The 24028-nt window shown below is 67.3% G+C and carries 25 protein-coding genes; 10 read left to right on the top strand and 15 right to left on the bottom strand.

What is annotated here, in order from left to right:
* Positions 1-35: 35 nt before the first annotated feature.
* From ubiB to oleC, 4 genes are read right to left on the bottom strand one after another with little or no spacing between them, the layout of a single operon-like run.
* Positions 36-1697: a ubiquinone biosynthesis regulatory protein kinase UbiB gene (ubiB, locus tag BUA29_RS08620; RefSeq protein WP_072756180.1), complete on the bottom strand. Its 1662-nt coding sequence runs from the start codon at positions 1695-1697 to the stop codon at positions 36-38.
* Positions 1694-2332 carry a ubiquinone biosynthesis accessory factor UbiJ gene (locus BUA29_RS08615; protein ID WP_072756179.1) on the bottom strand — a complete coding sequence of 213 codons (639 nt, stop codon included), beginning with the start codon at positions 2330-2332 and terminating at the stop codon, positions 1694-1696. Before BUA29_RS08615 ends, ubiB begins: the two co-directional genes overlap by 4 nt.
* 40 nt (positions 2333-2372) lie before the next feature.
* On the bottom strand, positions 2373-3374 hold the full coding sequence (oleD, locus tag BUA29_RS08610; RefSeq protein WP_072756178.1) for a 2-alkyl-3-oxoalkanoate reductase: 1002 nt from the start codon (positions 3372-3374) through the stop codon (positions 2373-2375).
* Positions 3371-5029, bottom strand: coding sequence for an olefin beta-lactone synthetase (oleC, locus tag BUA29_RS08605; RefSeq protein WP_072756177.1), 1659 nt, complete (start codon positions 5027-5029; stop codon positions 3371-3373). The genes oleD and oleC overlap by 4 nt, the downstream gene beginning before the upstream one ends.
* A 157-nt stretch (positions 5030-5186) precedes the next feature.
* Here oleC and BUA29_RS08600 point away from each other — a divergent pair, with 157 nt between their 5' ends.
* Positions 5187-5600 (top strand): YkgJ family cysteine cluster protein, encoded by a 414-nt coding sequence (locus tag BUA29_RS08600; RefSeq protein WP_072756176.1) that lies wholly within the window; start codon positions 5187-5189, stop codon positions 5598-5600.
* 10 nt (positions 5601-5610) lie between these two features.
* Here BUA29_RS08600 and BUA29_RS08595 read toward each other — a convergent pair whose 3' ends face one another.
* The 5 genes from BUA29_RS08595 to BUA29_RS08575 all read right to left on the bottom strand — a co-directional run bounded on the left by BUA29_RS08595 (position 5611) and on the right by BUA29_RS08575 (position 11581).
* Complete coding sequence (locus BUA29_RS08595) at positions 5611-6513, bottom strand: alpha/beta fold hydrolase (RefSeq protein ID WP_072756175.1); 903 nt, start codon at positions 6511-6513, stop codon at positions 5611-5613.
* A gap of 27 nt (positions 6514-6540) precedes the next feature.
* Complete coding sequence (locus tag BUA29_RS08590; protein WP_084602420.1) at positions 6541-7089, bottom strand: class I SAM-dependent methyltransferase; 549 nt, start codon at positions 7087-7089, stop codon at positions 6541-6543.
* A 122-nt stretch (positions 7090-7211) separates the two neighbouring features.
* Positions 7212-8228: a 3-oxoacyl-ACP synthase III gene (locus tag BUA29_RS08585; protein WP_072756174.1), complete on the bottom strand. Its 1017-nt coding sequence runs from the start codon at positions 8226-8228 to the stop codon at positions 7212-7214.
* Between the two features lie 109 nt (positions 8229-8337).
* A complete protein-coding gene (locus BUA29_RS08580) occupies positions 8338-8655 on the bottom strand; it encodes a DUF4156 domain-containing protein (RefSeq protein ID WP_425443772.1) in 318 nt (105 codons plus the stop codon).
* A 100-nt stretch (positions 8656-8755) separates the two neighbouring features.
* Positions 8756-11581, bottom strand: a complete 2826-nt coding sequence (locus tag BUA29_RS08575; RefSeq protein WP_072756189.1) for a M16 family metallopeptidase — start codon at positions 11579-11581, stop codon at positions 8756-8758.
* Between the two features lie 95 nt (positions 11582-11676).
* Between BUA29_RS08575 and BUA29_RS08570 the strand changes: the two genes are divergently transcribed.
* From BUA29_RS08570 to BUA29_RS08560, 3 genes are all read left to right on the top strand, one after another.
* Positions 11677-12378, top strand: coding sequence for an SDR family oxidoreductase (locus tag BUA29_RS08570; protein ID WP_072756188.1), 702 nt, complete (start codon positions 11677-11679; stop codon positions 12376-12378).
* A 27-nt stretch (positions 12379-12405) separates the two neighbouring features.
* The gene (locus BUA29_RS08565) at positions 12406-12885 is read left to right on the top strand and encodes a tRNA (cytidine(34)-2'-O)-methyltransferase (RefSeq protein ID WP_072756173.1); all 480 of its coding nucleotides are present in this window, start codon (positions 12406-12408) and stop codon (positions 12883-12885) included.
* 187 nt (positions 12886-13072) lie between these two features.
* The gene (locus BUA29_RS08560; protein ID WP_072756172.1) at positions 13073-13633 is read left to right on the top strand and encodes a porin family protein; all 561 of its coding nucleotides are present in this window, start codon (positions 13073-13075) and stop codon (positions 13631-13633) included.
* A 111-nt stretch (positions 13634-13744) separates the two neighbouring features.
* Here the strand turns inward: BUA29_RS08560 and BUA29_RS08555 are convergent, their stop codons facing one another.
* The 5 genes from BUA29_RS08555 to BUA29_RS08535 form a co-directional block, all read right to left on the bottom strand.
* On the bottom strand, positions 13745-14773 hold the full coding sequence (locus BUA29_RS08555; protein WP_072756171.1) for an NAD(P)H-dependent glycerol-3-phosphate dehydrogenase: 1029 nt from the start codon (positions 14771-14773) through the stop codon (positions 13745-13747).
* A 10-nt stretch (positions 14774-14783) separates the two neighbouring features.
* Positions 14784-15311: a protein-export chaperone SecB gene (gene secB / locus BUA29_RS08550; RefSeq protein WP_072756170.1), complete on the bottom strand. Its 528-nt coding sequence runs from the start codon at positions 15309-15311 to the stop codon at positions 14784-14786.
* A gap of 98 nt (positions 15312-15409) precedes the next feature.
* A complete protein-coding gene (locus BUA29_RS08545; protein ID WP_072756169.1) occupies positions 15410-15844 on the bottom strand; it encodes a rhodanese-like domain-containing protein in 435 nt (144 codons plus the stop codon).
* A gap of 49 nt (positions 15845-15893) precedes the next feature.
* On the bottom strand, positions 15894-16316 hold the full coding sequence (locus tag BUA29_RS08540; protein ID WP_072756168.1) for a hypothetical protein: 423 nt from the start codon (positions 16314-16316) through the stop codon (positions 15894-15896).
* Positions 16317-16418: 102 nt separating this feature from the next.
* On the bottom strand, positions 16419-16889 hold the full coding sequence (locus tag BUA29_RS08535) for a YiiD C-terminal domain-containing protein (RefSeq protein WP_072756167.1): 471 nt from the start codon (positions 16887-16889) through the stop codon (positions 16419-16421).
* A 45-nt stretch (positions 16890-16934) separates the two neighbouring features.
* On the opposite strand from BUA29_RS08535, the gene BUA29_RS08530 reads away from it, so the two are divergent.
* On the top strand, positions 16935-17708 hold the full coding sequence (locus tag BUA29_RS08530; protein ID WP_072756166.1) for a uroporphyrinogen-III synthase: 774 nt from the start codon (positions 16935-16937) through the stop codon (positions 17706-17708).
* 106 nt (positions 17709-17814) lie between these two features.
* Here BUA29_RS08530 and BUA29_RS08525 read toward each other — a convergent pair whose 3' ends face one another.
* Positions 17815-20571, bottom strand: a complete 2757-nt coding sequence (locus BUA29_RS08525; protein ID WP_072756165.1) for an Ig-like domain-containing protein — start codon at positions 20569-20571, stop codon at positions 17815-17817.
* Positions 20572-20701: 130 nt separating this feature from the next.
* Between BUA29_RS08525 and hemF the strand changes: the two genes are divergently transcribed.
* The 5 genes from hemF to BUA29_RS08500 all read left to right on the top strand — a co-directional run.
* The gene (gene hemF / locus BUA29_RS08520) at positions 20702-21637 is read left to right on the top strand and encodes an oxygen-dependent coproporphyrinogen oxidase (protein WP_072756164.1); all 936 of its coding nucleotides are present in this window, start codon (positions 20702-20704) and stop codon (positions 21635-21637) included.
* Positions 21638-21694: 57 nt separating this feature from the next.
* Positions 21695-22957 (top strand): DNA (cytosine-5-)-methyltransferase, encoded by a 1263-nt coding sequence (gene dcm / locus BUA29_RS08515; RefSeq protein ID WP_072756163.1) that lies wholly within the window; start codon positions 21695-21697, stop codon positions 22955-22957.
* A gap of 5 nt (positions 22958-22962) precedes the next feature.
* Positions 22963-23409, top strand: a complete 447-nt coding sequence (locus BUA29_RS08510) for a DNA mismatch endonuclease Vsr (RefSeq protein WP_072756162.1) — start codon at positions 22963-22965, stop codon at positions 23407-23409.
* Positions 23406-23864: a hypothetical protein gene (locus BUA29_RS08505; protein ID WP_218587172.1), complete on the top strand. Its 459-nt coding sequence runs from the start codon at positions 23406-23408 to the stop codon at positions 23862-23864. Before BUA29_RS08510 ends, BUA29_RS08505 begins: the two co-directional genes overlap by 4 nt.
* The coding region (locus BUA29_RS08500) for a transposase family protein (protein ID WP_218587171.1) at positions 23845-24028 on the top strand (184 nt) is incomplete at its 3' end. The genes BUA29_RS08505 and BUA29_RS08500, both read left to right, overlap by 20 nt.

Raw genomic sequence — 24028 nt, 5'->3', positions numbered from 1 at the left:
CGGCACAGTCGGTGGTTACACAATTGCAGCGCGTCTCAGTGGCGCGGCGCGCGCGGCCACGCTGCCAGCAACGCCCACACGCCGCCCAACCCGGCAATCCAGGCCGAAACCGGCAGTGGCCCCAGCCTCGGCCCGCCGGCCTCCAGCGCATACAGCAGCACCGCCGCCAGCAGCAGCCCGATGCCGAGCATGGCGGCGACAATGCGCCGCTGCATCTGTTGCAATGCCTGGGTGATGGCGCGCACGTCTGGCGAATGCATGTTGAGCGTGTGCCGACCATCCACCTGCTGCTGCAGCCAGGCATGCAGCAGGCGCGGCATCTCCGGTGCACGGGTGACCAGCTCCGGGAGCTGTTTGCGCAGTTCAGTTGCCAGCCGGCGCGGGCTGTAGCGCTCGGCCAGGATGTCTTCCAGCACCGGTTTGGCCACCGCCCAGATGTCGATCTTGGGATCCAGCTGGCGGCCCAGGCCCTCGATGTTGAGCAAAGTCTTCTGCAGCAGAATCAACTGCGGTTGCAGTGTGAGTTCGTAGCGCTGTGCGGTGCGGAACAGTTTGACCAACACCTCGGCCAGCGAGATCTCGCTCAGCGGGCGGGTGAAGTACGGCTCGCAGACCGCGCGCGCAGCCGCTTCCAGCTCGTCGATGCGGATGTGCGCCGGCATCCAGCCGGCCTGCACATGCAACTCGGCGATGCGGCGGTAATCACGGTTGAAGATCGCCATGAAGTTCTCAGCGAGGTAGTACTGATCCTCGCTGGAGAGCTGGCCCATGATGCCGAAGTCCAGCGCGATGAAGCGCGGATCGTCTTTCCGCGCCGGGTCCACCCAGATGTTGCCGGCGTGCGCATCGGCGTGGAAGAAGTTGTCGCGGAACACCTGCTGGTAGAACACACGCACACCCTTGGCCGCCAGCGCCTTGCGGTCGATGCCGGCCGCATCGAGTGCGACGATGTCGTCGGAGGGGATACCGCGTACCCGCTCCATGGTCATGGCGCACTCGGCGGTGTGGCTCCAGATCACCTCGGGCACGTACAGATCTGGCGAGCCCAGCCAGTTGCGCCGCAGCAGGCTGGCGTTGCCGGCCTCACGCAGCAGATCCAGCTCGGCGGCCAGGGTGTTCTCGATCTCGGCCACCACTTCGCGCGGGCGGATTTTGTCGGCGCGCGGATGGATGCGCTCGACCATGGCGGCCAGGCTGTGCAGTAGGGCGATGTCGGCGGCGATCAGCCGGTCGATGCCCGGCCGCAGCACTTTGACCACCACCTCGCGACCATCGTGCAGCGTCGCCGCGTGGACCTGCGCGATCGAGGCCGAGGCCAGCGGGGTGAGATCGAAGTGGGCATAGGCCTGCGCGATCGGCCGCCCCAGCGCGGTCTCGACCAGCGCCTGTGCCTGCTCGCCGGGAAACGGCGCCACCCGGTCTTGCAGCAATGCCAGCTCGTCGGCGATATCGGGCGGCAGCAGATCGCGCCGGGTGGACAGAATCTGCCCGAACTTGACGAAGATCGGCCCCAGTTCCTGCAGCGCCAGACGCAGACGCGCACCACGCGACAGGGTGGCGACATCGCGCGACGCCCGCGGCACGAACGGCCGCATCAGCCGCAACCAGCGCTCCGCGGGCGTGCCGTCCAGCAGGGCGTCCAGCCGGTAGCGCAACAATACCCGGCCGATCCGCCAGGCCCGCAGCACCGACTTCATGCGGCCAGCCCCCGCGCACGGCGCAGGCGAGCCAGTTTGGCCGCCAGCCGCTCGACGTCGTCGCGCAGGGCATCGACATCGTCGTAGAACGCCTCCAGCTCGGCACGTGGCACCACGTCGCGGCTTTCCTCGGTGAGGTACTCGGCGGCCATGCCGGCCAGATTGCGACCGGCCGTCTGCGCCTGCCTGAAGGCAGCCGCGACGGCGTTGGCAATCTGCACGCCCAGCACGTCGCCGAACACCTGCACGAACGGCTGTTGCCAGTCCGGGTCGAAGCCGCGGGCCAGCCGTTGCAGGCAGCGCGCCAGCTCGGCATCGCCCTCGATCCGCAAGGTGCCGGTCGGCGCCGCCGGGTTGTCAGCAAACACCGGCAGCTGGCGCAGCAGCCCGCCCAGGGTGGCACGCACGCCCAGATCCGGCGTCTGCGCCGGATCCACCGGCCCGACCCGTAACGCCTCACCGTCCACCCGCACCTGCAGCGCCAGCGGTGGCGTGACCAGGTGCAGGGCAATGCGCTGACCGTCCAATGCGCGCAGCCGGGTACGGGTGTCCGGATCCAGCGCCAATGCACGGTTGAGCGCCAGCTCCAGCGCCTGCCCGGCCGGGCGTTTCCAGTTGAAAGGGAAATCACTCATGCGCGCATTGTAGGCCGAGGTTGACCCCGCCGGCCCGGCGTCAGCCCGCCGTGGCCAGCGATGCCCGCAGTCGCGCCAGCCCCTCGGCCATCGACACCCGCGGCAGGTAACCAAAATCACGCTGCGCCGGCGCCATCGAATACCAGTGCGGCGTGGCCAGTTGCTCGGCCAGAAAGCGCGTCATCGGCGGGTCACCGGGCAGTGGCAGCAGCGTCCACAGCCCTTCGCAGACGGCACCCAGTGCATAGGCGGCACGGAACGGGATGCGCTTGTGCACTTCCGGCGCACCGGCGGCGCGCAGCAGGGCGTTGAGCACTTCACGCAACGGCCAGGGTTCACCGTTGCTGATGAAGTAGGCGCGCCCGGCACAGGCCGCGCCCGGGTGCAGGTGATCGAGCGCATCCAGATGCGCCTGCGCGGCGTTGTCGATGTAGGTGGTATCGACCAGATTGTCGCCGCCGCCAACCAGCCGCAGCCGGCCGCTGCGAGCCGCCTGCACCAGCCGCGGCAGCAGCTGGGTGTCATCCGGGCCCCAGATCAGACGCGGACGCAAGGCCACCGTGGCCAGTGCCGGACCGTTGGCGGCCAGCACCTCGCGCTCGGCGATGATCTTGGTGGCGGCGTAATGTGCTTTGACGCCTTCGCCGTAGGGCACCTCGTCGGCACTGGCGCCTTCCACGGGATGGGTGGCGCGATGGGCCACGCTGGGCGTGGAGGTGTGAACCAGGCGGCCGATGCCGTGGGCGCGGCAGGCGGCGATCACGTGGCGGGTGCCCAGCACGTTGGCGGAGAAATAGCTGGCATGGCTGCCCCAGGCACCCGCTTTGGCCGCGTTGTGCAGCACCGCGTCGTAGCCATCTGCAAACGCACGCATCACCGCATCGCGGTCGGCCAGATCGCCCTGCACCTGCCGCACCCCCAACGGCTCAAGGGCGGCATGGTACTGGCGGCTGAAGCTGACCACGGTGTCCCCACGTGCACGCAAGGCGCGGCACAGCGCACGCCCGAGAAACCCACCGCCACCGGTCACCAGCACTTTCATCGCATCACACCCTGTCGCTGCAACTGCTGGGTCGCCCATACCGCCAGCGCCTCGCGGCCGATCTTGGCGTTGTGGCGGATGTCCACCGGGAACGGCTTGGGGTAATGCAGGAAGCGTTCGATCCGGGCGGTGTGAACGAAGCCCTGTGCGATGTGGCGCAGTTCGTCGGCCACCTCGACCGGGTTGGCCTTGACCCCAGGCCGGAGTTCGAACACCAGCACCGGCTGCTGCGCACCTGCCGGGCCAACGCCGACCAATGCGGTGCGCAACACCTGCGGATGGGTGTTGAAGATCGGCTCCACCTGTTCGGTACACAAGGTGGTCTGCGCATCAAGGACCACCCGCTGCGACTTGCGGCCACAGAACCACAGCCGGCCCTCGTCGTCGAACCAGCCCAGATCACCCATGCGGTGGACGATGCGATGGCTGCCGTCGGGCAGGGTCTCGCGGATCTTGGCCAGGGCGGTCTGGGCGTCGCGGTTGAAATAACTGTCGGTGGCGCTGGGGCCTGCGACGGTGATTTCGCCCACCACACCCGGCGGCACTTCCTGCACCTGCGACCAGTCCGCGATCGGCGCGTCACTGATGGCGATGATGCGCACGGTATTGCCGGCCACCGGCCGCCCCACGCAGGTACCGGCGCCGCTTTCGGTGCGCGCGCGCAAGGTGAGCAGCTCGCGGCCTTCGATCACCGCCACCGGCAGGCATTCGGTGGCGCCGTATGGCGTCCAGAACTGGGCCTCCCGCGGCAGCAGCGTCAGCATCCGCTCCACCACCTGTGGCGGCACTGGTGCGCCGGCACTGGTGACCCGCCGCAGGGTCGGCAGCGCCTCGCCATACTCGGCCAGCACCCGCATCAGCGCCGGCGAGCCGAATAACTGAGTGGCGCCAAAGCGCGCGATGGCCGCATGCAGCTTGCGCGGATCGGCCTGCGCCGGCCGCGTCGGGTCCATGTCGGGGATGATGCTGGTCAGGCCCAGCGCCGGATCGAACAGCGCAAACGGCGGAAAAGTGGGGAAATCCACGCCACCCGGTGTGATCCCGAATGCCTGCCGCAGCATGTCGATCTGCGCCACGAAATGGCGGTGCCGGTACACCACGCCCTTGGGCACGCCGGTACTGCCGCTGGTGAACAAAATCGCCGCCACGTCCTCACCGTCGGTGGCGGCCAGCTGCGGCCCGGCACCGGCGCCGTCGGCCTCGATCCGCGCCAGCGTGGCATCGGCCAGCAGCGGCCAGCGCCCGGTGGTGATGCGCACCGACGCCGAGCACGCCCAGCCCAGCAGCGTCTTGGCCAGCAGCGCCAGCGGAATGCCAATGAACGCCTGCGGCTGCGCCTCGTCCAGACACTGCTTCAGCGCGCGCCGGTCGATGCCGGGATCGACCAGCACCGGCACCGCCCCGGCCTTGAACAGCGCAAACATCAGCAGGAAAAACTCGGGCGTGGGCCGCACCATCACCACCGTGCGCGTGCCGCGCCCGATGCCGTGCCGGGCCAGACCGGCGGCGATGGCGTCGCTGCGGGCATCCAGCTGGGCATAGGTCAACGCCACGTCATAGCGGCCACGGCGACCAGGGCAGCGGATCGCCACCTGATCGGGCTGCGCCTGGGCCAGCCGCGGCAGCGCGGCTGCAATGTTGCAGATCGAGGTCATGGCCGCATTATCGCCGCCCCAGCGAGGGTGTATCGAGCCCGCCGTGGACGAACACCGCCAGGCCAGGGTGAGCCCCGCCGGCATGGTTGCCATGTCTGCCTCCGGCAGGAAACAATTTCGCTCCTCTTGACTGATTGCCGCGCACGGCCCGGCCTGTATGCATCCCTGCCTCACCTGTGGCGCCTGCTGCACCCAGTACCGCGTTGCGTTCCACTGGCTGGAATCGGATGAGGTCACCCCAGGTGGAGTCCCGGCAGCGCTGACCGAGCGTCTGGATGCCCACCGTCTGTGCATGCGCGGCACCCTGGCGCCGCCGATCCGCTGCGTGGCGCTGGACGCCGAGATCGGCCAGCGTTCGCGCTGCCGTATCCATCCGCAGCGGCCGTCGGTGTGCCGTGAAGTGGATGCGTCCTGGGAGTTCGGCAAACCCAGCCCGCAATGCGACAAGGCACGTGCCGCCTGGGGGCTGCCGCTGCTGACACCCGCGGACTGGCACTGGCGTGACGGTGCCGGCAACGATCCGCAGCCCGATGACGACGACCGTAGCCCGTCGCCGCCGCTGGCGGCCTGACTTTCGTGATTCAGAGCGGGTGCTGCTGCAAGAACGCGCGCATCCTGGGCACCAGCACTTCGTGCTTGTCTTCCAGCACGTAGTGGCCGGCGTCGGCAAAGGCGTGCACCTCGGCCTGGGGCAGGGCGGCGCGGAAGCCGTCGAGGAAATGCTGATCGAACACGAAATCGCGCAACCCCCAGGCCAGCAGCGCTGGCCGGTCGGCATAGCCGGGTAGGGCCTGGGCCATGGCCTGCACCAGCGGCATGGCGCGATCGCCGTCGTGCAACGGGATGTCCTGCATGAAGCGCACGGTGGCAATGGCCCGATCCCAGCCGTCATACACCTGACTGTAGGCGGCCCGCACCGCCTTCGGCAGCCGGCGCACGGTGCCCAGATGCGCGGCACCACGCGCGAACAAGTTGAACCGGCGGATCAGCCAGCCACCCAGCCGTGAATCCCGCCCCAGCGCCAGCCGGCGCGGGAAACGCTTGCCCGCAGGCAACGGGAAGGCGCCGGTGTTGGTGATGATCAGCCGCCGCACCCGCGCCGGATCGCGCAGTGCCCAGCCAAAGCCGATCGCCCCACCCCAGTCGTGCAGCGCCAGCGTCACCGGGCCGTCAATGCCGAGATGTTGCAGCAGTGCAGCCAGGTCATCGATGCGCGACTGCAGGGTGTAGTCATAGCGCGGCTGCGCCTGCGGGCCATCATCGGGGCGATCACTCAGCCCCATGCCGACATGATCCGGCACGATGCAGCGGTACCTGTCGCGCAGGCCCAGCACCAGATGGCGCCAGTAGTAGCTCCACGACGGATTGCCGTGCAGCATCACCACCACCTCGCCATCGCGCGGACCTTCGTCAAGGAAGGACATGGCGATGCCGGGACGAACCTCGAAGCGGTGCGGGGTAAAGGGATAGTCGGGAAAGCGCATCCGCCCATTGTAGGCGGTGCGCCGCCCTCAGCCCTGCCTATGCAGCAGGAAGGCCTGGCTTTCCACTTGTTCCAGTGCAAAGCCGAAGCGAACTGCCAGCCATTGCAATGTGGCCAGACGGTGGAAACTGACGTGGGTGCGGTCGTCGCGGTAGCGCCAGCGCAGGAAGTTCGCCGGCAGCTCAGGTGCCAACTGGGTCATCACCCCCAGCCAGCCGCCGGGGCGCACCAGCGCGGCCAGCTGGGTCCAGCCGGCCAGCGGGTCGCGGAAATGCTCCACCACTTCGGTGCAGGTCACGAAGTCGTACTGCGTCTCCAGCCGCGTCGCGTCCGGTGCGTAGAACGGGTCGTACTCGCACATCGCCATGCCCGCTTCGCGCAGCATCTGTGCCAGCACCGGCCCCGGCCCGCAGCCGAAGTCCAGCCCGCGCATGCCCGGCGTCAGCTTCGCCTGCAGTGGCGCCGCCAACCGCGCCAGAAACGCGCGGTAGCGCGCATCGGCGGGGTCGTTCTGGTGCAGGTCGTAGATCGCTCGCTCATCAGACGCACAGAGGTGCGAGGCCGGATCGGCCGACACCAGCCGGCAACTCGGACACTCAAAGTAACGGCGCGCGCGATCTGCGCAGAAACATGTGGTCTGCGTCCCACACAGTGGACAACCGTGCCCGTCGCCGGCCGCAATGGCCGGCGCGGTGTCGGTCACCACTCCACTTCCGCCATCGAGCAGTTCAAACCGGATCCGATGCCCAGCAGGCCCACTCGGCTGCCTTTTTTCAGGCGGCCCATCTCGCGCAGCTTGGACAGCACGATCGGCACCGAGGCCGGCCCGATGTTGCCGTGCTCGCCAAAAATGGTCATGACCTTGCGCGGGTCGATCCCCATCGCCTTGGTGAAGGCGGCGGTGTGCACCTTGCTGACCTGGTGGATGACGTATTCGTCGAGCTCGTTGACGGCCCAGCCCAGCTTCTGCTTGGCGACCTCGAAGGTCTTGGTGGCCAGCTTGATGCCCTCCACCAGCAGCATGCGGGTGTCGGTGATCATGCCGTCGATATTGCCGCGGCAGAGCTTGTTCCACTCGGTGGCCGCGCGGGTGACGCCGCCCTTGTAGCGCGGCGCGCCCGGCGCCAACTCGGCACGCGCCAGCACCATCGCGGCGGCGCCCGAGCCCAGGGTCAGGGTGGCCAGTTCGTTCTTGAAGTCCGCCTCGGTGACATCGGCGCGGGTCATCCGCTCCAGGGTCTTCTCGTAGGCGAGATTGGCGGTTTCGCCATCGACGATCAGGGCGTATTCGATTTCGCCGCGTTCGATCATGCGCGCCGCGATGTCCATGCCATTGAGGAAGGCCAGGCAGGCATTGGCGACGTCGAAGTTCTGGCAGGTATCCGGCAGGCCGAGATTGCCCGCCACGATGCTGGCCGTGGACGGCTCCAGGTAATCGCGGCTGACCGAGGTGTTGACCAGCAACCCGATCCGGTCGGGATCGATGCCGGCATCCGCCAGCGCCTTCACGCCGGCCAGCGTCGCCGCATCCGAGGCTTGCATGTCACCCTCCCAGAGCCGCCGGGCCTGCACCCCGGCCACCTCGCCCAGCACATCCACGCGAATCCCCAGACGGTCCAGGGTGGGCCGCAGACGGGCGTTGATTTCCTCGGTGGTCAATCGCCGCGGCGGATCGATATGGGCCAGACCGGCAATGGCAACGTGTTGAAACAGCATGGCAGGGCTCAGGAACAGGCGCCGATTGGCGCCGGAACCGCATAGGGTAACGGCTTTGTCCACCCTACGCAGGCGTACGTCGCGACAGCGGCCCGCGCCACGTTCAGGTTCAGCGGCAATGCCACAGCGCCCAGCGCTGCTCGCCCGCCTCCGGCGGCCCCAGTGGGCTGATCCGGTTGGCCCCCAGTGCCGGCGCTTCGTTGCGGGCCAGGATTTCCAGTTCGTCTCGCACCCGCAACGGGTCGCGCTCGTAGAAGCCCACCTTGTGGGTCACCGAGACCACCACCTCCCCGCGTGGCTGGCAGCCTTGCGGGGCGGCAGCCAGCACCTGCACCTGCTGGGCGCCCGGAGCCATCTTGACGAAGGTGCAGGCCGACAGCGCAAGCACCAGCAGGACGGCGGCAACGCGGATCGACAGGGGCATCATGCGGGGCTCCTTCAAACGAAGACGCACCGGATTGTGGCCCGGTGCGTCTGCATCATGCAAAAGGTCGCCGCACGCGCTGGACGCGGCGACCGGTCGGGGCTTATTGCTTCACCACCGGCTTGCCGTCGGCGTCGATCACGGTGACCTCGCCCAGGTTCAGCGCACGCACCGGGGCCTCGGTCTTGGACAGATCACCCACCACCAGCCAGGTCAGGCCGTTCGGATCCAGCGCCTTGGCCACAGCGTTCACCTGCGCCGGCGTCATTGCCTCGATCTCCGCCTTGCGCCGGAACACGTAGTCGTCCGGGCGGCCGTAGAGCACATTGGAGGCGATGGTGTTGAGCACCGCCGCGGCGGTTTCGTAAGCACCCGGCAGGGTCAGCGTCATCAGCCGGGCCATGCCCGCCACTTCCTCGGCGCTGGCGGGACGCGTACCGCTGGCGTAGTCGGCGATCTCGCGCTGCATTTCCGCCATCGCCTCACCCGTCTTGTCGATCTGTACCGGCGCCGTTGCCGTCCACAGCCGCTGGCCAACCGCCCCGCTGGCGCCGCTGCGCGCCCCATACGACCAGTGCTTGTCCTCGCGCAGGTTCATGTTCAAGCGCGCGGTGAAGTCGCCACCGATGACCATGTTGGCCATGTCGTACTGGACTGTTGCCGGATCGGTGCTGGGCGGCAGCAGCCGGGCCGCGACCAGGGTGGCCTGCACGGCACCCGGCTGGTCGACCAGGAACACCCGCGTCCGTGCGGGCGGCGCCACCGTCGGGATTGCCGGCAGGGCGTGACCGGCATCTTCCGTCTTCCAGTCGCCGAAGTGCTGCTCCAAAAGCGGCAGGATGTCTTTCAGCGTGGTGTCACCGACCACCACCAAGGTGGCGTTGCGCGGATCGAGCGCACTGGCGTGCCAGCGCAGCAGGTCGTCACGGGTGAACGCGGCGACGGATGCTTCCGTGCCGTTGAGCGGGTTGGCGTAGGGGTGGCCCTGGCCATACACCAGCCCCGGCAGCAGGCGCCGGATCAGGCCATTGGGGTTGGCCTTTTCCTGCCGGATGGCGGCGATCCACTGCCCGCGCACGCGCTCGATGTCGGCCGGGTCCAGCCGCGGCCGACGCAGCATGTCGGCATACAGCGCCAGCGAAGGCGCAAGGTTCTGCTTCAATGCCGACAGATAGGCGCTGGTGCTGTCCTGGCCCGCGCTGGTAGCCAGCTGTGCCCCCAGCGCCTCGGCACGATCGGCAAACGCCAGCGCATCGAGGTCGCCTGCGCCTTCGTCCAGCAGACTGGCGGCAAAGCTGGCCAGCCCTGGCGCTGCCGCAGCGGCACCACCACGGAACTCGTAACTCAGCTGCACGACCGGCACGTCATGCCGCTCGGCCAGCACCACCCGGGTGCCATTGCGAAGGGTGGCATGCTGCACCTGCGGGAACTTCAGATCGGGGAACTGCGAAGGCATGGGTGGGCCGGCCTTGCGGTTCACCGTGGTCGGAAGGGTCTTGAAGCGCGGATCGGGCGCTGGCGTCTTGAAGGGCGCCGGGGTCACGCTGGGATCCTCGACCAGTGGCACCCGCTTGCCAGGCTTGACCACCAGGGTATGGCTGCCCTTGCCGGCGCCCAGCCAGGCGTTGCCGGTGGCACGCAGCGCCGCCGGCGTGGCCTCGGCCAGGGTCTTGAGGCTGTCACGGAAACAGCCGGGGTTACCGGTGTACACGGTGCACTCGGCCAGCACGTCGGCCTTGCCGCCAAACCCGCCGATCCGCTCCACCCCGCGCACCCAACCGGCCAGCAGGGCGGTGCGGGCACGCGCCAGCTCATCCGGGCGCGGGCCGTCCTTCAACAGGGCCTTGAGCTCCTCGTCGATGGCCGCTTCCACCTGTGCCACGTCCACGCCCTGTTTGACGTTGGCGGTGATCAGGAAAGTACTGCTCAACTGCGCGCCATAGACGCCGGCGCTGACGCTGTCCACCAGTTTGTCCTGGTGCACCAGACGACGGTCCAGCCGCGAGGACTTGCCGCCGCCCAGAATGCGCGCCAACAACTCCAGCCGGTCCAGATCGGGCTGGCCGTATTCAGCCACGTTCCAGACGCGATAAATGCGCGTCTGCGGGACGGTATCGGTCAGCTCGGAGCGGGTATCGACGGTATGCGCCGCCACGTCCACCTTGGGCTGCGGCATGGTCGGGCCGGCCGGAATGTCACCGAAGTATTTGGCGACCTTTTCCTTTGCGGTTTCCACGTCGATGTCGCCGGCCAGCACCAGCACGGCATTGTTGGGGCCGTACCAGGTGCGGAACCAGGTCTTGACGTCCTCAAGCGAGGCGGCGTTGAGGTCGTTCATCGAACCGATGGTGCTGTGCCGATACGGGTGGCCTTCTGGATACATGGCCTTGCCCAGCACATCCCAAACCTGACCATAGGGCTGGTTCTCACCCTGTCGCTTTTCGTTCTGCACTACGCCGCGCTGCTCGTCCAGGGTCTTCTGGTCGATGGCGCCCAGTAGATGCCCCATGCGGTCGGATTCCATCCACAGCGCCATGTCCAGCGCAGTGGTCGGCACGTTCTCGAAATAGTTGGTGCGGTCGGAGTTGGTGGTGCCGTTCTGGTTGGTGGCACCCACCGCCTTGAACGGGGTGAAAAACTCGCCCGGCGCGTTCTCGCTGCCGTTGAACATCAGGTGCTCGAACAGATGCGCAAACCCGGTGCGCCCGGCCGGTTCGTCCTTGCTGCCGACGTGGTACCAGATGTTGACCGCCACGATCGGCGCCTTGCGGTCGGTGTGCACCACCACCCGCAAGCCATTGGGCAGGGTGAACTGCTGGTACGGAATATCGACCTTGGGCACGTTGTCAGGCGCGGCAGCACGGCCAGCACCGGCGACCAGCGCGCCTGTCAGGGTCAACGCCAGCAGGGTGGAACGGAACAGGGACATCGGCGGCTCCTTGCGCATTGAAACAAACCAGCCTGGCAACTTAGCCCTAGGCAATGGCCGCCTACAATAGGCCAAAAGCCATCTGGAGCTGGGCCATGTCCCGAACCGTCGTGATCACCGGTGCCAATCGTGGCCTGGGCCTGGAACTGACCCGCCAGCTGCTGGCACGCGGTGATCGGGTGATCGCCACCTGCCGGCAACCCGCCCTGGCCACTGAACTCGCCCGCCTGGCCGCCGCACACCCCGGGCAACTGGAACGGCTGCCGCTGGATGTGGCGCGGCCTGAGTCGCGCGACGCCTTCCTTGCGGCACTGCCGCCGCTGCTGGGCGATGGCCGCCTCGATCTGCTGATCAACAACGCCGGCGTGCTGCCCTCCGGTGAACGGTTTGGGCAGATGAGCCAAGACGCCCTGGAAACCAGCCTGCGCACCAATGCAATCGGCCCGTTCCTGCTGGCACAGGCGCTGGCGCCACTGCTGCGCGATGGCGCAACGATCGCCAACCTCAGTTCGCAGCTTGGTTCGATCGCCCGCGTCACCCGCTTCGGCACACCCAGCTACTGCGCCAGCAAGGCCGCACTCAACATGCTGGGCGTCCAGCTGGCGCAGGCATTGGCAGCGCGCAGCATCATCGTGTTGCTGCTGCATCCAGGCTGGGTGCAGACCGACATGGGCGGGCCCCAGGCTCCGCTGACGCCGCAGGCGTCGGCGGCCGGCCTGCTGTCGGTGATCGCCGCCGCCACGCCCGCCCACTCCGGCCAGTTCCTCGACTGGCAGGGCCAACCGTTGCCCTGGTAATCCACGCCAGCGCCCTACAATTCGGCGATGCTGCACGTCATCCTGCATCGCCCGGAAATCCCGCCCAACACCGGCAACGTCATCCGCCTGTGCGCCAACACCGGCGCACAGCTGCACCTGGTGCGGCCGCTTGGATTCGCACTGGAAGACCGCCAGCTGCGCCGCGCCGGGCTGGACTACCACGAATACGCCTCGCTTCAAGTGCACGACGATCTCGACGCCGCACTTGCGGCCATCGCCCGCATGCAGGGCAGGCCGCCGCGGGTGTTCGCGTTGTCCACCCGCGGGCGTGTGCGTTACGACACCCCCGCCTTCCAGGCCGGCGATGCGTTCCTGTTCGGCAGCGAAACCGCCGGCCTGCCCCAGGCGATTCTGGAACGCATCCCAGAACCACAGCGCCTGCGCCTGCCGATGCGCCCGCACAACCGCAGCCTCAACCTGTCCAACGCGGTGGCGGTGATGGTGTTCGAGGCCTGGCGGCAGGCGGGCTTTGCCGGCGGCGACTGACGCACACCGCGGCGTGGCCTGCGGCGCATAAAAGCGCGGGTTTCTACACCTGCTTAACCGAACGGTTCCTGTACCGCGCAGTTCTGGATTCAGTCGAGGTTGCGCCGACTGACGAACAATCCTCCACGCCCGGCGCAGTCGTGCCGGGCCGACAAAACAATCAACACACAACACGGAGGTCTCCCCCATGAAGCGTCAAGTCATCGCCCTGGCTCTGGCCGCTGCTCTGCCCCTGGCCGCGCAGGCTGCCGACGGCATCACCTACAACTACGTGCAGGGTGGCTACGTCTACTCCGACGTCAAGGGTCCGGACGCTGACGGCTGGGGCCTGAACGGCTCGGTCGCGGTGCATCCGAACTTCCACCTGATTGCCGAGTACAACAATCAGGACGTCAAGCACTCCAGCGCCGGCTTCGAGCAGTCGCGCATCGGCGGCGGCTACAACACCGCCATCGGCAAGAACACCGACTTCGTGGCCGACATCGCCTATGACGTGACCAAGGTCAAGCACGGTGGCCCGAAGGCCGAAGGCTACAGCGTCGAGACCGGCGTGCGCAGCCTGCTGATGCCGAACGTCGAAGGCTATGCCAAGGTCGGCTACATGGACACCAACAAGACCAGCGGCGAAGCCTTTGGCCGTCTGGGCGCCAACGTGATGTTCAACCAGAACTGGGGCCTCAATGCCGACGTGCGCCTGATCCAGGGCGGCGAGCGGCAGTACTTCATCGGCCCGCGCTTCACCTGGTAAGCGCAACTCGCCTACCGTTGCAAAACGCCCGGCACCTGCCGGGCGTTTTCATGTGTGCCGCTGAAACAAGACCACACCGGCCGGCGATGCACCGCCGGCACCACTGCAAGCTCAACAGAACAGCGATTGTGGGTATTCGGCCTTGCGCTCGCGTGCCATCAGCCGCGCCAGCCCTTCGGCCGGCGTCACCGTGCCATGCAGCACGTCGCGCACGCCTTCGGCGATCGGCAGCTCGATCCCATGCACCCCGGCCAGGCGCATCACCTCATCGGCGGTCTGCAGTGATTCCACCACCTGGCCGATTTCACGTACCGCCTGTTCGATCGAAGCCCCACGGCCCAACGCCAACCCCAGCCGCCGGTTGCGCGAGAGATCGCCGGTGCAGGTCAGCACCAGGTCACCGAGCCCGGCCAGGCCCATCAGGGTTTCCGGACGGCCGCCGAGGGCGATGTTGAGGCGCAGCATTTCGTTGAGGCCGCGGGTGATCAGGCCGGCGCGGGCGTTGAGCCCCAGCCCCATGCCGTCGGCCACGCCGGTGGCCACCGCCAGGACGTTTTTCATCGCCCCGCCCAGCTCGGCGCCACGCATGTCGTTGCCGGTATAGGCGCGGAACGCGGGGCCGTGCAGCACGTCGGCGACCTGCTGACAGAACCCGGCATCGTCGGAATGCACGGTCAGTGCGGTCGGCAGCCCCTGGGCCACCTCGCGGGCAAACGAGGGCCCGGTGACCACCGCCAGCGGCACGCCGGGGCCCAGCCGTTCGCTGGCCACTTCGTGCAGGAAACGCCCGCTGCCGGGCTCGAAGCCTTTGGTCGCCCAGGCCACACCGGCATGCGCCGGCCGCAACGGCGCCAACGCCTCCAGAATGCCGGCGAACGCGTGCGAGGGCACCACCACCAGCACCAGGTCGGCAGCGTCCAGCGCAGCCGGCAGAGCAGTGGTGGCACGCAGGGGTTCCGGCAGGGCGATCCCCGGCAGGTAGCGTGGATTCTGATGACTGTCGGCGATCGCCGTGACCACCGCCGGATCACGCCCCCACAGCACGGTGTCGTGGCCGTGGCGGGCGATCAGGGCGGCCAGCGCGGTGCCCCAGGATCCGGCGCCGAGGACGGCAACCTTGGGTTTTTCCGATGCCGCCATGCGGTTCCGGTCAGGCGTTGCCAGCGGTATCGGTGTCTGCCGCCAGCGCCCCGTCCTGCTGCCCGATCTGGGCGGCGCGCTGCCGCAGGGCTTCAGCGTAGAGCGCTTCGAAGTTGATCGGCTGCATCGGGAACGGCGGGAAACCACCAGAGGTGATCAGCTGGGTGATCGCCGCCGAAGCGTACGGGTAGAGGATGGTCGGGCACTGGATGCCGAGCATCGCGTCCAGCATCGGGGCTTCCATCCCGGCCAGACCGAACACGCCGCACTGCTCCACCTCCGCCAGATAGGCGGTCTTGCCGTTGAGGGTGCAGGTCAGGGTGATGCCCAGACTGACTTCGTAGGCGTTTTCGGCCAGCCGCTCGACCTTCTGGTTGAGCTTCATCTGCAGGTCCGGCTGACCCTGCTCGTTGAACACCTGCGGGGCGTTCGGGGCCTCGAAGGACAGATCCTTCACGTACAGCTTTTCGACGGTGAACAGCGGGCCCTGCGGGGCGTCGGTGGACGGCGCAGCGCCGTTCAGGGTTTCATCGGACATGGACGACTCCAGAAGCACCAGATCGGTGCGGCAACCAAAGGGAAGAGGCGATTATCGCACCGAATGCGGTTTCGCCCCAGCCGAACCGGTCGGGCCGCTCAACGCCCCTTGACCAGCGGCAGGTCGGCCGCCTGCCAGGCGCGGATACCGCCTTCCAGCACCGACACATTGGTGAACCCGGCCTTGCGCAGCCGGCGGGCAGCAAGCCCGGCGGTCTGGCCGACGTAACACACCAGCACGATTGGCAGGGCTTTGGCGGGCGCCAGCGCCTTGTTTTCCGGATCAAACTGGGCCATCTGCACATTGCGCGCACCGGCGATGTGGCCCTTGGCAAAATCCGCGGGCGCGCGCAAATCAATGACCAGCGCATTGTCCCGGTTGACCAGGGCGGTGAGCTCGGCTGGCCCGATCTGGCGAATGCCGCTGGTGAGCCGGACCACCTCGTTGACGATGATGGCCACAGTCAGGCCGACAAACGTCAGCGAGAGCACAGGGTTGCGGCTGGCGAACGCGGTCAGTTCGGCAAGGGTCACGGCAGTGATCGGTCAGAATGGGGCGCCCATTGTAGCGGCGCGCAGCGGATCAATCCGCGTCTTGCCAGAGATCGGGCAAGCCGGTGGTCTGCCACCAGGTTTTGCGGGCCGGGTCATAGCGCCAGCGCTCCTGGAAACGCACCGTGCGCACCTGCTGGGTGTGGCGGTTGACCACGGTGATCTCGATGTCGCGTGCGATCTGACTGCCACCCACGACGCTGCTGCCCAGGTCGCGGTAGCTGGCCACCTGCACCTGCCGATAGCGCGAGAAATCGATGTCGGTGAGCGGATGGGCGGCACGCACATCGGGATCCACCAACCCCCAGGCCCCCTCGAAATCCCCCCAGCGGATTGCCGCCGACCACGCGTACTGGGCCTGGTCGAGCGCATCACGGCGGCTGCTTGCCGCCAGCAGCGGCAGGCTCAGCAGGGCCAGCCACAGCATCAGCAGGGCGCGGTAACGGTTTGGCATGACGGTCTCCCTCTGGCGCGAGCATCATCCTACCCAAGGTCTGAACAACGCCCGCCTGGCGTTGTCCGCCCATGCCGCACCCAGCACCTGTCCGGGTTTGGCTCAATCCGTCCTGGCGATGGCCACGTAACGCCCACTGAACGTGGCGGCGCTGCGGCCATCGGCCAGCCGTACCTGCGCCTGCACCATGGCCTGGCCGCGCCCCTGTGTGCGCAGCCCGTGCAGCAGGGTGTCGGCAAGCGCCGGATCCTCGAACTGCGCCTGTGCGTCCAGATCTTCGAAGACCGGCCGGAGATAACGCACCTGGCTGTCGGCCACGAATACGTCGGCATGCAGGCCGGCACGTTCCAGGGTCAGGGTGACCAACCCCCAGCCGGCCAGGGTCATCAGCGAGGTCAGGCTGCCGCCAAACGCGCAGCCTTTGTCATTGATGTTGGCCTGCAGGGGCGCACCCAAGCGCAAACGCCCGGGTTGCCAGTCGAGCAGGCGGGGTTGCAGGGCAGCCACTGGCGGCATGGCCTCAAGATGGCGGATCAGGGCCGCCAGCGCGGCGGCATCGGTCGATGTCTGCATGCGCCAAGCCTGCCGCAAGCGGCATGGCTGTGCCAAGCTTCGGGCATGTCAGTCTCGCGCGCTTCCCTCTTGCCGCTGCACGGCTGGACCGTGCTCTCGCTGCGCCCGCGCGGGCAGCACGCGGCCCTGCGCCGGGCGGCGGCCCGGCTGGGCGCACGGGTGCTGGCGGTTTCGCCGGTCGCCCTGGTGCTGCCCGACGATGCCGCCACCCGTGCCGCCCTGACCGCCGCGCTGCAGGCTGACATCGTCATCGCCACCAGCCCCAATGCGGTGCGCGCGGCCGCCCGGCTACACCCGCTTGCAGCCCGCCCAGGACAGCCCTGGCTGGCGGTCGGCAGCAGCACCCGGCGGGCCCTGCAACGGCATGGCATCGCCGCCAGCGCGCCCACCCGCATGGACAGCGAGGGTCTGCTTGCCCTCCCCGCGCTGGCCGCGGTGGCCGGCCAGCGCATCGGCCTGATCACCGCACCCGGCGGCCGCGACCTGCTGGCACCGACACTGACCGCACGCGGCGCGCAGGTGCTGCGCGCAGAGGTGTATGCGCGGGTCGAAGTCCCCATCCCGACGCGCCAGCGTCAGGCACTGGCGGTCGCACTGCAGACACCGCAGCAGGTGCTGCTGGCACTGACCAGCGGCGAGGCGCTGGCGGCCCTGCAGACGCAGCTGGCCGACCCAACCCTGTACGCCGTCGGCGTGGTGGCTTCCAGCCCGCGGCTTGAGGCGCAGGCTCGCGCTGCCGGATTCACTCGCATCGTGACCGCCGCCGGGCCGCGGCCGGCGCAGCTGCTGGCGGCCGCCACCCAGCTGGCTGATCGATGACCGTAGCCTGGACAGGTGCCGGGCTCGGTGTGGACGGCCATCGTCAGGATGGCGTTGTTCAGGCCTGCCCCGACGCGATCAATGGCGCCGGGGCAGGGTGCCGCCATCACTGGGTCTTCAGCGAGACCTCGTCGATCAGGAACGAGGTGGCGTTGCTGGCATCTTCCACCCCGAGGAAGTAGACCCGCACGGTTCTGCCCTTCCAGGCAGTCACATCGAAACTGCGCTGCACGTAGCTGCTGCCCTTGTTGAGGTTGGAGTAGGTGGCCAGGGTCGTCAGCACGTTGCCGGCGCTATCGCGCAACTGCACCTTGAGGGTGTCGTAGGCAGTGGTCGTGGTGGTCTCGCTGCTGTCCACCCGCAGCCAGAAGCTCAAGGTGGCGCGGGTGATGCCGCTTGGAATCGATAGCGTCTGATACAGGCTATCGGTATGACTGCTGCCATAGCCGTCGAGCCAGGCCTTCCAACTGCCGGCCTTGGCCGGATAGGTGCTGTCGCTGGTAATCACGCCGGTGCTGGCCGTCCAACTGCTGCTGCCAGCCTCGAAGCCGCCGTTGACGATCCGCTCCACCGCTGCCGACGCGTTGCTGATCGTAAAGGCCACCGCCGAAGACGTGCCGACATTGCCAGCTGCGTCATAGGCACGGGCGACCAGGGTGTGGCTGCCGTCGCTCAAGGTCGTCGAGTTCAACGCCAGCGTATACGGCGGGGTGAACACGGTGCCTTTGAGCACGCCGTCCACCAGAAACTCCACCTTGCTCACGCCGACGTTGTCGCTGGCGGTGGCGCTCAAGGTGATGGTGCCGCTGCTGCCGGTTTCGCTGGCGTTGACGGTGGGCGGTGTCGTGTCAGCGGCGGTATTGCTGACGCTGAACGTCACTGCGGCCGAGGTGCCGACATTACCGGCGGCGTCATAGGCCCGGGCCACCAGGGTATGGCTGCCGTTCGACAGCGCGGTGGAGTCGTAGGTGAGCGCATAGGGTGCCGTGGTGTCGGTGCCGACCAGCACGCCATCGATCAGGAACTCCACCTTGCTCACGCCGACGTTGTCGCTGGCGGTGGCACTCAAGGTGATGGTGCCGCTGCTGCCGGTTTCGCTGGCAGTGACGCTTGGCGGCACGGTGTCCGCGGGCGGGCTGCCACTCTGGTCCACCCAGACCGGGGCCGACCACAGCCGCAGGCCATCGGCCTGGGTCACCTTCACGTAGTAGAAATGCTTGCCGGGCGTGGGCGTGAACGTATAGCTGGCGCTGCCTTCCGCCAGCTGGGTGACGGTGCCATTACGACCCGGAACGCCCTCGAAGAACTGCACCCGCTGCACGCTCTGCCCGCTGGTGCTGGCATACAGGGCCTGCAGGGTGAGCGGGCCGGTGTTGGAAAACACCTCGCCCATGACATGACCGTTGGCGGTCAGCACCAGCTGCGCCGTGCGGTCTTCGGTGGCAAACGCCCGACGGGCGCGCAGGGCATCGAAGAATGCCGCCGGGGTCAGCGCCGTCCCGCTGGGCAACAGGACACCGGTGCGATTGGTGAAGCTCAAGCCCCAGTTGGCGCAATGGTTGCCCTGGTTGCTTGCCGGTGCCAGCCGGTAGCCGGCTTCCAGCAGCGTGTTCCACGCCGCCTCATAGCTGCTGCGGCCACTCTCGGTCATGCTGGTGTTGGTGGAGAACGCCGAGCTGTTGAGCACCTCGGCCAGCACCATCACATCCGCACCATTGGCGTCATACGCCAGCGCGACACCGTTGATCTGGAACTGCCCGCTGCTGGCCGGATGATTGAACTGACCCAGCCAGCCGCGCGCCTTCATCACGGCATACAGACCGGCATAGTCGGACTTGACCGTGGCCACCGTTCCGATCAGCTGGTTGCTGCTGTTGTATCCCCAGTTGGCCAGGCCGTCCGGATTGAGGATGTTGAGATGGCCGCCATTGCTGATCACGCCCCACTCGGTGCCATACAGCGCCAGAAACTGCGGATGCGCGCTGCGGTAACTGGCCGCCGCGGTCAGACCGCTGCTGAACAGCGCATTGGCGGTGCTCGGACTGGCCGAGGTATTGGTGCCAGTGGAGCCGTCGTACATGTGGTTGTGTTCGGACGTCAGCAGGAAATCGCCGCCGGCCTGGGTCTGCATCATCGCGTAGGCATCGGCCGGGCCGTAGGTGCCGGCCTGCGGTACTTCGGCGCCACCGCAACTGGCGACCGGCGTACCACCGTCGCTGTGGTTGGTCTGGCTGTGCAGGTTGCCGTAGTAAATCGTGTAGGGCAGGCCGCCGGTTGCCGCCACCAGCGTCTGCCGCGCCGGCGCAGCACCGATGGCGGCGGCGCTGACCGCCCCCGTGGGCAACGGCCGCATCGGCGTCAGACGTGCGCGCGGCACCTGGCCCAGCATCACGTCCAGGCGCTGCTCCACCACTTCATCGGCAAACAGCGCCAGCGCCTTGTCGACGCGCTGACGGACGGTCAAGGCCGCATCGCCGGCCAGTGCCACCATCGGCACCGCCCGCAGGCGCACCGTGTAATACCCCGCCGGCAAGCGGCGTCCGCCCGTGCCCAGCCCGTTCCAGCGCCCGACGGCCGAACCACGGCCCTGCTGCAGGGTGGCGATCCCGACGTCCTCAAACACTACGCCCCCCGCAGGCGAGAGCACCTCGACCTTCCAGCCGGCCTGGGTGTGGGCACCGGCGCCCGGATAGTCGAAGTCGATACGAATCGGGAATTGACCTGCGCGGGCCTGGAAGGGCACCGCCAGGGTGGCATCGAACTCGTAATGGTCGGGCAGCCGGATGTCGGTGGCCGCCACGACCGAACACAGCAGGGCCAATGCGCCGACAAGCCCCAGCCGGCGCCAGTGAGAGAGGTGCATTGCGATTTCCCCGAGAGATGATCCGCATCCCTGCGGAGAACCGTCCGCCGCCTATTATCGCAATGAATACGACCGCGTTGTGACAGCCGATTGACCGCCAGCAGCGCCGGCTGGCCTACACTTGCGCCCTATGACCTGCGCCCAGACTGATTTCGACCGCGTGCGTGCCTACCTGATCGATTTGCAGGCGCGCATCTGCGCCGCGATCGAAGCCTGTGACGGAGCGGCTCGCTTTGGCTGCGACGAGTGGACCAAAGACCCCGCCAGCAGCCCGATCCGTGGCGGCGGGCGCACCCGCGTGCTGCGCGATGGCGCGGTGTTCGAGCAGGCCGGAATTGGCTTTTCCGACGTGGCGGGCGACCGCCTGCCGCCATCGGCCACGGCGCACCGGCCGGAACTGGCGGGCGCCTCCTGGCGCGCGGTCGGCGTGTCGCTGGTGTTCCATCCGCGCAATCCGTTCGTACCGACCACCCATGCCAACGTGCGCCACTTCCGCGCCGAGCGCGACGGCGAAACGGTGGCGTGGTGGTTCGGCGGCGGCTTCGACCTGACGCCGTTCTATCCCTTCGACGCGGACGTGCTGCACTGGCACCGCACTGCCCGCGCACTGTGCGAACCATTCGGCGGCCAGAGCCGCTACGAGGCCCACAAGCGCTGGTGCGACGAGTATTTCTTCCTCAAGCACCGTGGCGAGACGCGCGGCGTCGGCGGCCTGTTCTTCGACGACTTAGGCGACGACTTCACGCGCGATTTTGCCTATCTGCGCGCGGTCGGCGATGGGTTCCTCGACGCCTACCTGCCGATCGTCGCCCGCCGGAAGGACACCCCCTACGGCGAGCGCGAACGCCAGTTCCAGCTGTACCGGCGCGGCCGCTACGTCGAGTTCAACCTGGTCTACGATCGCGGCACCCTGTTCGGGCTGCAAAGCGGCGGCCGCACCGAGTCGATCCTGATGAGCCTGCCGCCGCTGGTGCGTTGGGAATACGGCTACCAGCCCGAGTCCGGCAGCCCCGAGGCGCGGCTGGCCGACTACCTGCGCCCGCGCGACTGGCTGGCCGAGCTTTAGCTCAAGGGTTAAAAATAGGCCATAATGTCCCCTAAGATTCCCAGAAAAGGACAGAACATGGCCCATGCACAACCGCTGGAACTGCTTCGGCAGGCCCGAGACAGGTTCACGCAACGCGAAATAGCCGAACACATCGGCAAAACACCCAAGACCGTAAGGCGCTGGGAAAAGGGCGAAGTCCCATGTCCGGCCATGCTGGAACCGGCATTGCGCGATCTGCTGCAAAAAGCCGCCCACACTCCGGCAGGTGGCGGCCGGTTCAGATTCATTGACCTGTTCGCAGGGATTGGCGGCATCCGTATGGGCTTTGAGGCCCATGGCGGCGAATGCGTCTTTACCAGCGAATGGAACGAGTTCTCGAAAAAAACCTATATCGAGAACTTCGGCGACCGGCACACCTTTGTTGGCGACATCGTTCCCTTTCCGGCCGAGGCGGTTCCCGATCACGACGTGCTGCTAGCCGGCTTCCCCTGTCAGCCGTTCTCCATCGCCGGCGTCTCCAAGAAAAACTCTCTTGGCCGACCCCACGGCTTTGAATGCACGACACAGGGAACACTGTTCTTTGACGTGGCGCGGATCATCGCCACCAAGCGGCCCAAGGCATTCCTGCTGGAGAACGTCAAGAACCTGCTCTCGCACGACCGGGGCAACACGTTCCGCGTCATCCTGCAAACCCTGAGCGACGAGCTTGGCTATGAAGTACACCACCGGATCATCGACGGCCGGCACTTCACCCCGCAGCACCGCGAACGGATCATCATCGTTGGCTTTCGCGAGAAAACCGCCTTTGCATGGGATGATCTGCAACTGCCGCCCAAGGGGCCGCTTCTTTCCTCGATCCTGCACCGGACGGACGGCACCGAACCCGTGCTTCCGTGGGATGGTGACCGGTATTTTGATCACGACCGGCAGACCGTCCAGCCCAAATACACCCTCACGCCCAAGCTGTGGGCCTATCTCCAGGCCTATGCGGAAAAGCACCGTGCCGCCGGCAACGGCTTCGGGTTCGGGCTGGTCACACCGGACAGCGTGGCCCGCACGCTTTCAGCCCGGTATTACAAGGATGGATCGGAAATCCTTGTCTCGCAGGGCGACCGCAAGCGACCGCGCCGTCTGACGCCGCGCGAATGCGCACGTCTCATGGGATTCCCTGACACGTTCCGTATTCCCGTCAGCGACACGCAGGCCTACCGCCAGTTCGGAAACAGTGTGGTGATGCCGGTTATGCGTGAGGTGGCCCGCATCATGGTTCCGCACGTCGAAACCATGATCGAGCAGGAGCGGGCCGGCATCGTCCAGCCGCCACTGGCGTTTGCCTGAACCCCGTGGCGGACGTGGTGGATGCTGCAACCCGAAGCCGGATGATGTCTGGCATCCGGGGGCAGAACACGAAGCCGGAAATCCTCGTGCGGAGCCTGCTACACCGCGAAGGCTTCCGTTTCCGCCTTCACGTCCGGGAACTGCCAGGAAAGCCTGATATCGTGCTGCCAAAATACCGCGCCGCCATCTTCGTGCATGGCTGTTTCTGGCACGGTCACGACTGCCCGCTCTACCGGCTTCCAGGCACCCGGCCTGATTTCTGGCGGAACAAGATCGACCGCAACCGGGCCAGCGACCGCAGGGCACGGGACGCGCTCCTTGCGGCCGGCTGGCGTGTTGCCGTGGTCTGGGAATGTGCCCTTCGGGGGGCAGGAACTGATCCCGGCAAGGTCGGGCAGCGCCTCGCCGTGTGGCTGCATGGCAATGAACCGGAAACAGAGATCAGGAAATGAAACAGGGTTATCTGTCGCAGTATTTCGAGGGGGTCGCGCTCAAGCGCCTGAGCGCCGTCGAGGCCGATGTCATCCGGTCGAACCAGCACGAGTTCAACGGCGTGGAATCGCTTCGATCGATCCTTGGTGAGCCTTCCGGGAAGGTTCGCTTCGCAGCAAGGTTTCTCTATCTCTCCGACCAGGACGATGAACCGGTCATCGAGGACGGATTCCTGACGTGGTATGACGCCCGCCAGAAGGCAAGGGAAGAGCGCGGCGTCATGCGCTGGGAATACCGGCTGTATTTCCCGACCAATCTTGTCTCGCAGTGCGCGGCGGAAGGGCTCCATCGCGTCTGGTGTGGAACGGGCCGCCGGATGATGTCAGCCTTGGCGGATGCAAGAACAACTCTTCACCCAGGCTTTGGGGCTGACGCCGCCGTGGGCGGTAGACAGCGTGTCGTTTCGTCCGGATGAGGGGGCGATCCACTTCGAGGTGTCGTGCGATACGGCCCGGCTGGCCTGTCCGGTCTGCGGGGCGGCGGACCAGCCGGTGCACGACCGGGTGGAGCGCACCTGGCAGCATCTGCACTTCTTCCAGTTCAAGGCCTTCATCCACTGCCGGGTGCCGCGCGTGGCCT

The organism is Thermomonas hydrothermalis (assembly GCF_900129205.1).
Lineage (GTDB): Bacteria > Pseudomonadota > Gammaproteobacteria > Xanthomonadales > Xanthomonadaceae > Thermomonas > Thermomonas hydrothermalis.
The sequence above is the reverse complement of the archived record's forward strand: the minus strand, read 5'-3'. Positions and strand labels throughout refer to the sequence as shown.

Bases quoted from the DNA above. Each gene is read 5' to 3' on its own strand.
- BUA29_RS08580 (WP_425443772.1), bottom strand. From the start codon at position 8,655: ATGATGCCCCTGTCGATCCGCGTTGCCGCCGTCCTGCTGGTGCTTGCG.
- BUA29_RS08600 (WP_072756176.1), top strand. From the start codon at position 5,187: ATGCATCCCTGCCTCACCTGTGGCGCCTGCTGCACCCAGTACCGCGTT.
- BUA29_RS08565 (WP_072756173.1), top strand. From the start codon at position 12,406: ATGCTGCACGTCATCCTGCATCGCCCGGAAATCCCGCCCAACACCGGC.
- BUA29_RS08575 (WP_072756189.1), bottom strand. From the start codon at position 11,581: ATGTCCCTGTTCCGTTCCACCCTGCTGGCGTTGACCCTGACAGGCGCG.
- oleD (WP_072756178.1), bottom strand. From the start codon at position 3,374: ATGAAAGTGCTGGTGACCGGTGGCGGTGGGTTTCTCGGGCGTGCGCTG.
- BUA29_RS08595 (WP_072756175.1), bottom strand. From the start codon at position 6,513: ATGCGCTTTCCCGACTATCCCTTTACCCCGCACCGCTTCGAGGTTCGT.
- secB (WP_072756170.1), bottom strand. From the start codon at position 15,311: ATGTCCGATGAAACCCTGAACGGCGCTGCGCCGTCCACCGACGCCCCG.
- BUA29_RS08560 (WP_072756172.1), top strand. From the start codon at position 13,073: ATGAAGCGTCAAGTCATCGCCCTGGCTCTGGCCGCTGCTCTGCCCCTG.
- BUA29_RS08540 (WP_072756168.1), bottom strand. From the start codon at position 16,316: ATGCCAAACCGTTACCGCGCCCTGCTGATGCTGTGGCTGGCCCTGCTG.
- BUA29_RS08505 (WP_218587172.1), top strand. From the start codon at position 23,406: ATGAAACAGGGTTATCTGTCGCAGTATTTCGAGGGGGTCGCGCTCAAG.
- BUA29_RS08535 (WP_072756167.1), bottom strand. From the start codon at position 16,889: ATGCAGACATCGACCGATGCCGCCGCGCTGGCGGCCCTGATCCGCCAT.
- hemF (WP_072756164.1), top strand. From the start codon at position 20,702: ATGACCTGCGCCCAGACTGATTTCGACCGCGTGCGTGCCTACCTGATC.
- BUA29_RS08585 (WP_072756174.1), bottom strand. From the start codon at position 8,228: ATGCTGTTTCAACACGTTGCCATTGCCGGTCTGGCCCATATCGATCCG.
- BUA29_RS08530 (WP_072756166.1), top strand. From the start codon at position 16,935: ATGTCAGTCTCGCGCGCTTCCCTCTTGCCGCTGCACGGCTGGACCGTG.
- BUA29_RS08525 (WP_072756165.1), bottom strand. From the start codon at position 20,571: ATGCACCTCTCTCACTGGCGCCGGCTGGGGCTTGTCGGCGCATTGGCC.
- dcm (WP_072756163.1), top strand. From the start codon at position 21,695: ATGGCCCATGCACAACCGCTGGAACTGCTTCGGCAGGCCCGAGACAGG.
- BUA29_RS08615 (WP_072756179.1), bottom strand. From the start codon at position 2,332: ATGAGTGATTTCCCTTTCAACTGGAAACGCCCGGCCGGGCAGGCGCTG.
- oleC (WP_072756177.1), bottom strand. From the start codon at position 5,029: ATGACCTCGATCTGCAACATTGCAGCCGCGCTGCCGCGGCTGGCCCAG.
- BUA29_RS08555 (WP_072756171.1), bottom strand. From the start codon at position 14,773: ATGGCGGCATCGGAAAAACCCAAGGTTGCCGTCCTCGGCGCCGGATCC.
- ubiB (WP_072756180.1), bottom strand. From the start codon at position 1,697: ATGAAGTCGGTGCTGCGGGCCTGGCGGATCGGCCGGGTATTGTTGCGC.
- BUA29_RS08570 (WP_072756188.1), top strand. From the start codon at position 11,677: ATGTCCCGAACCGTCGTGATCACCGGTGCCAATCGTGGCCTGGGCCTG.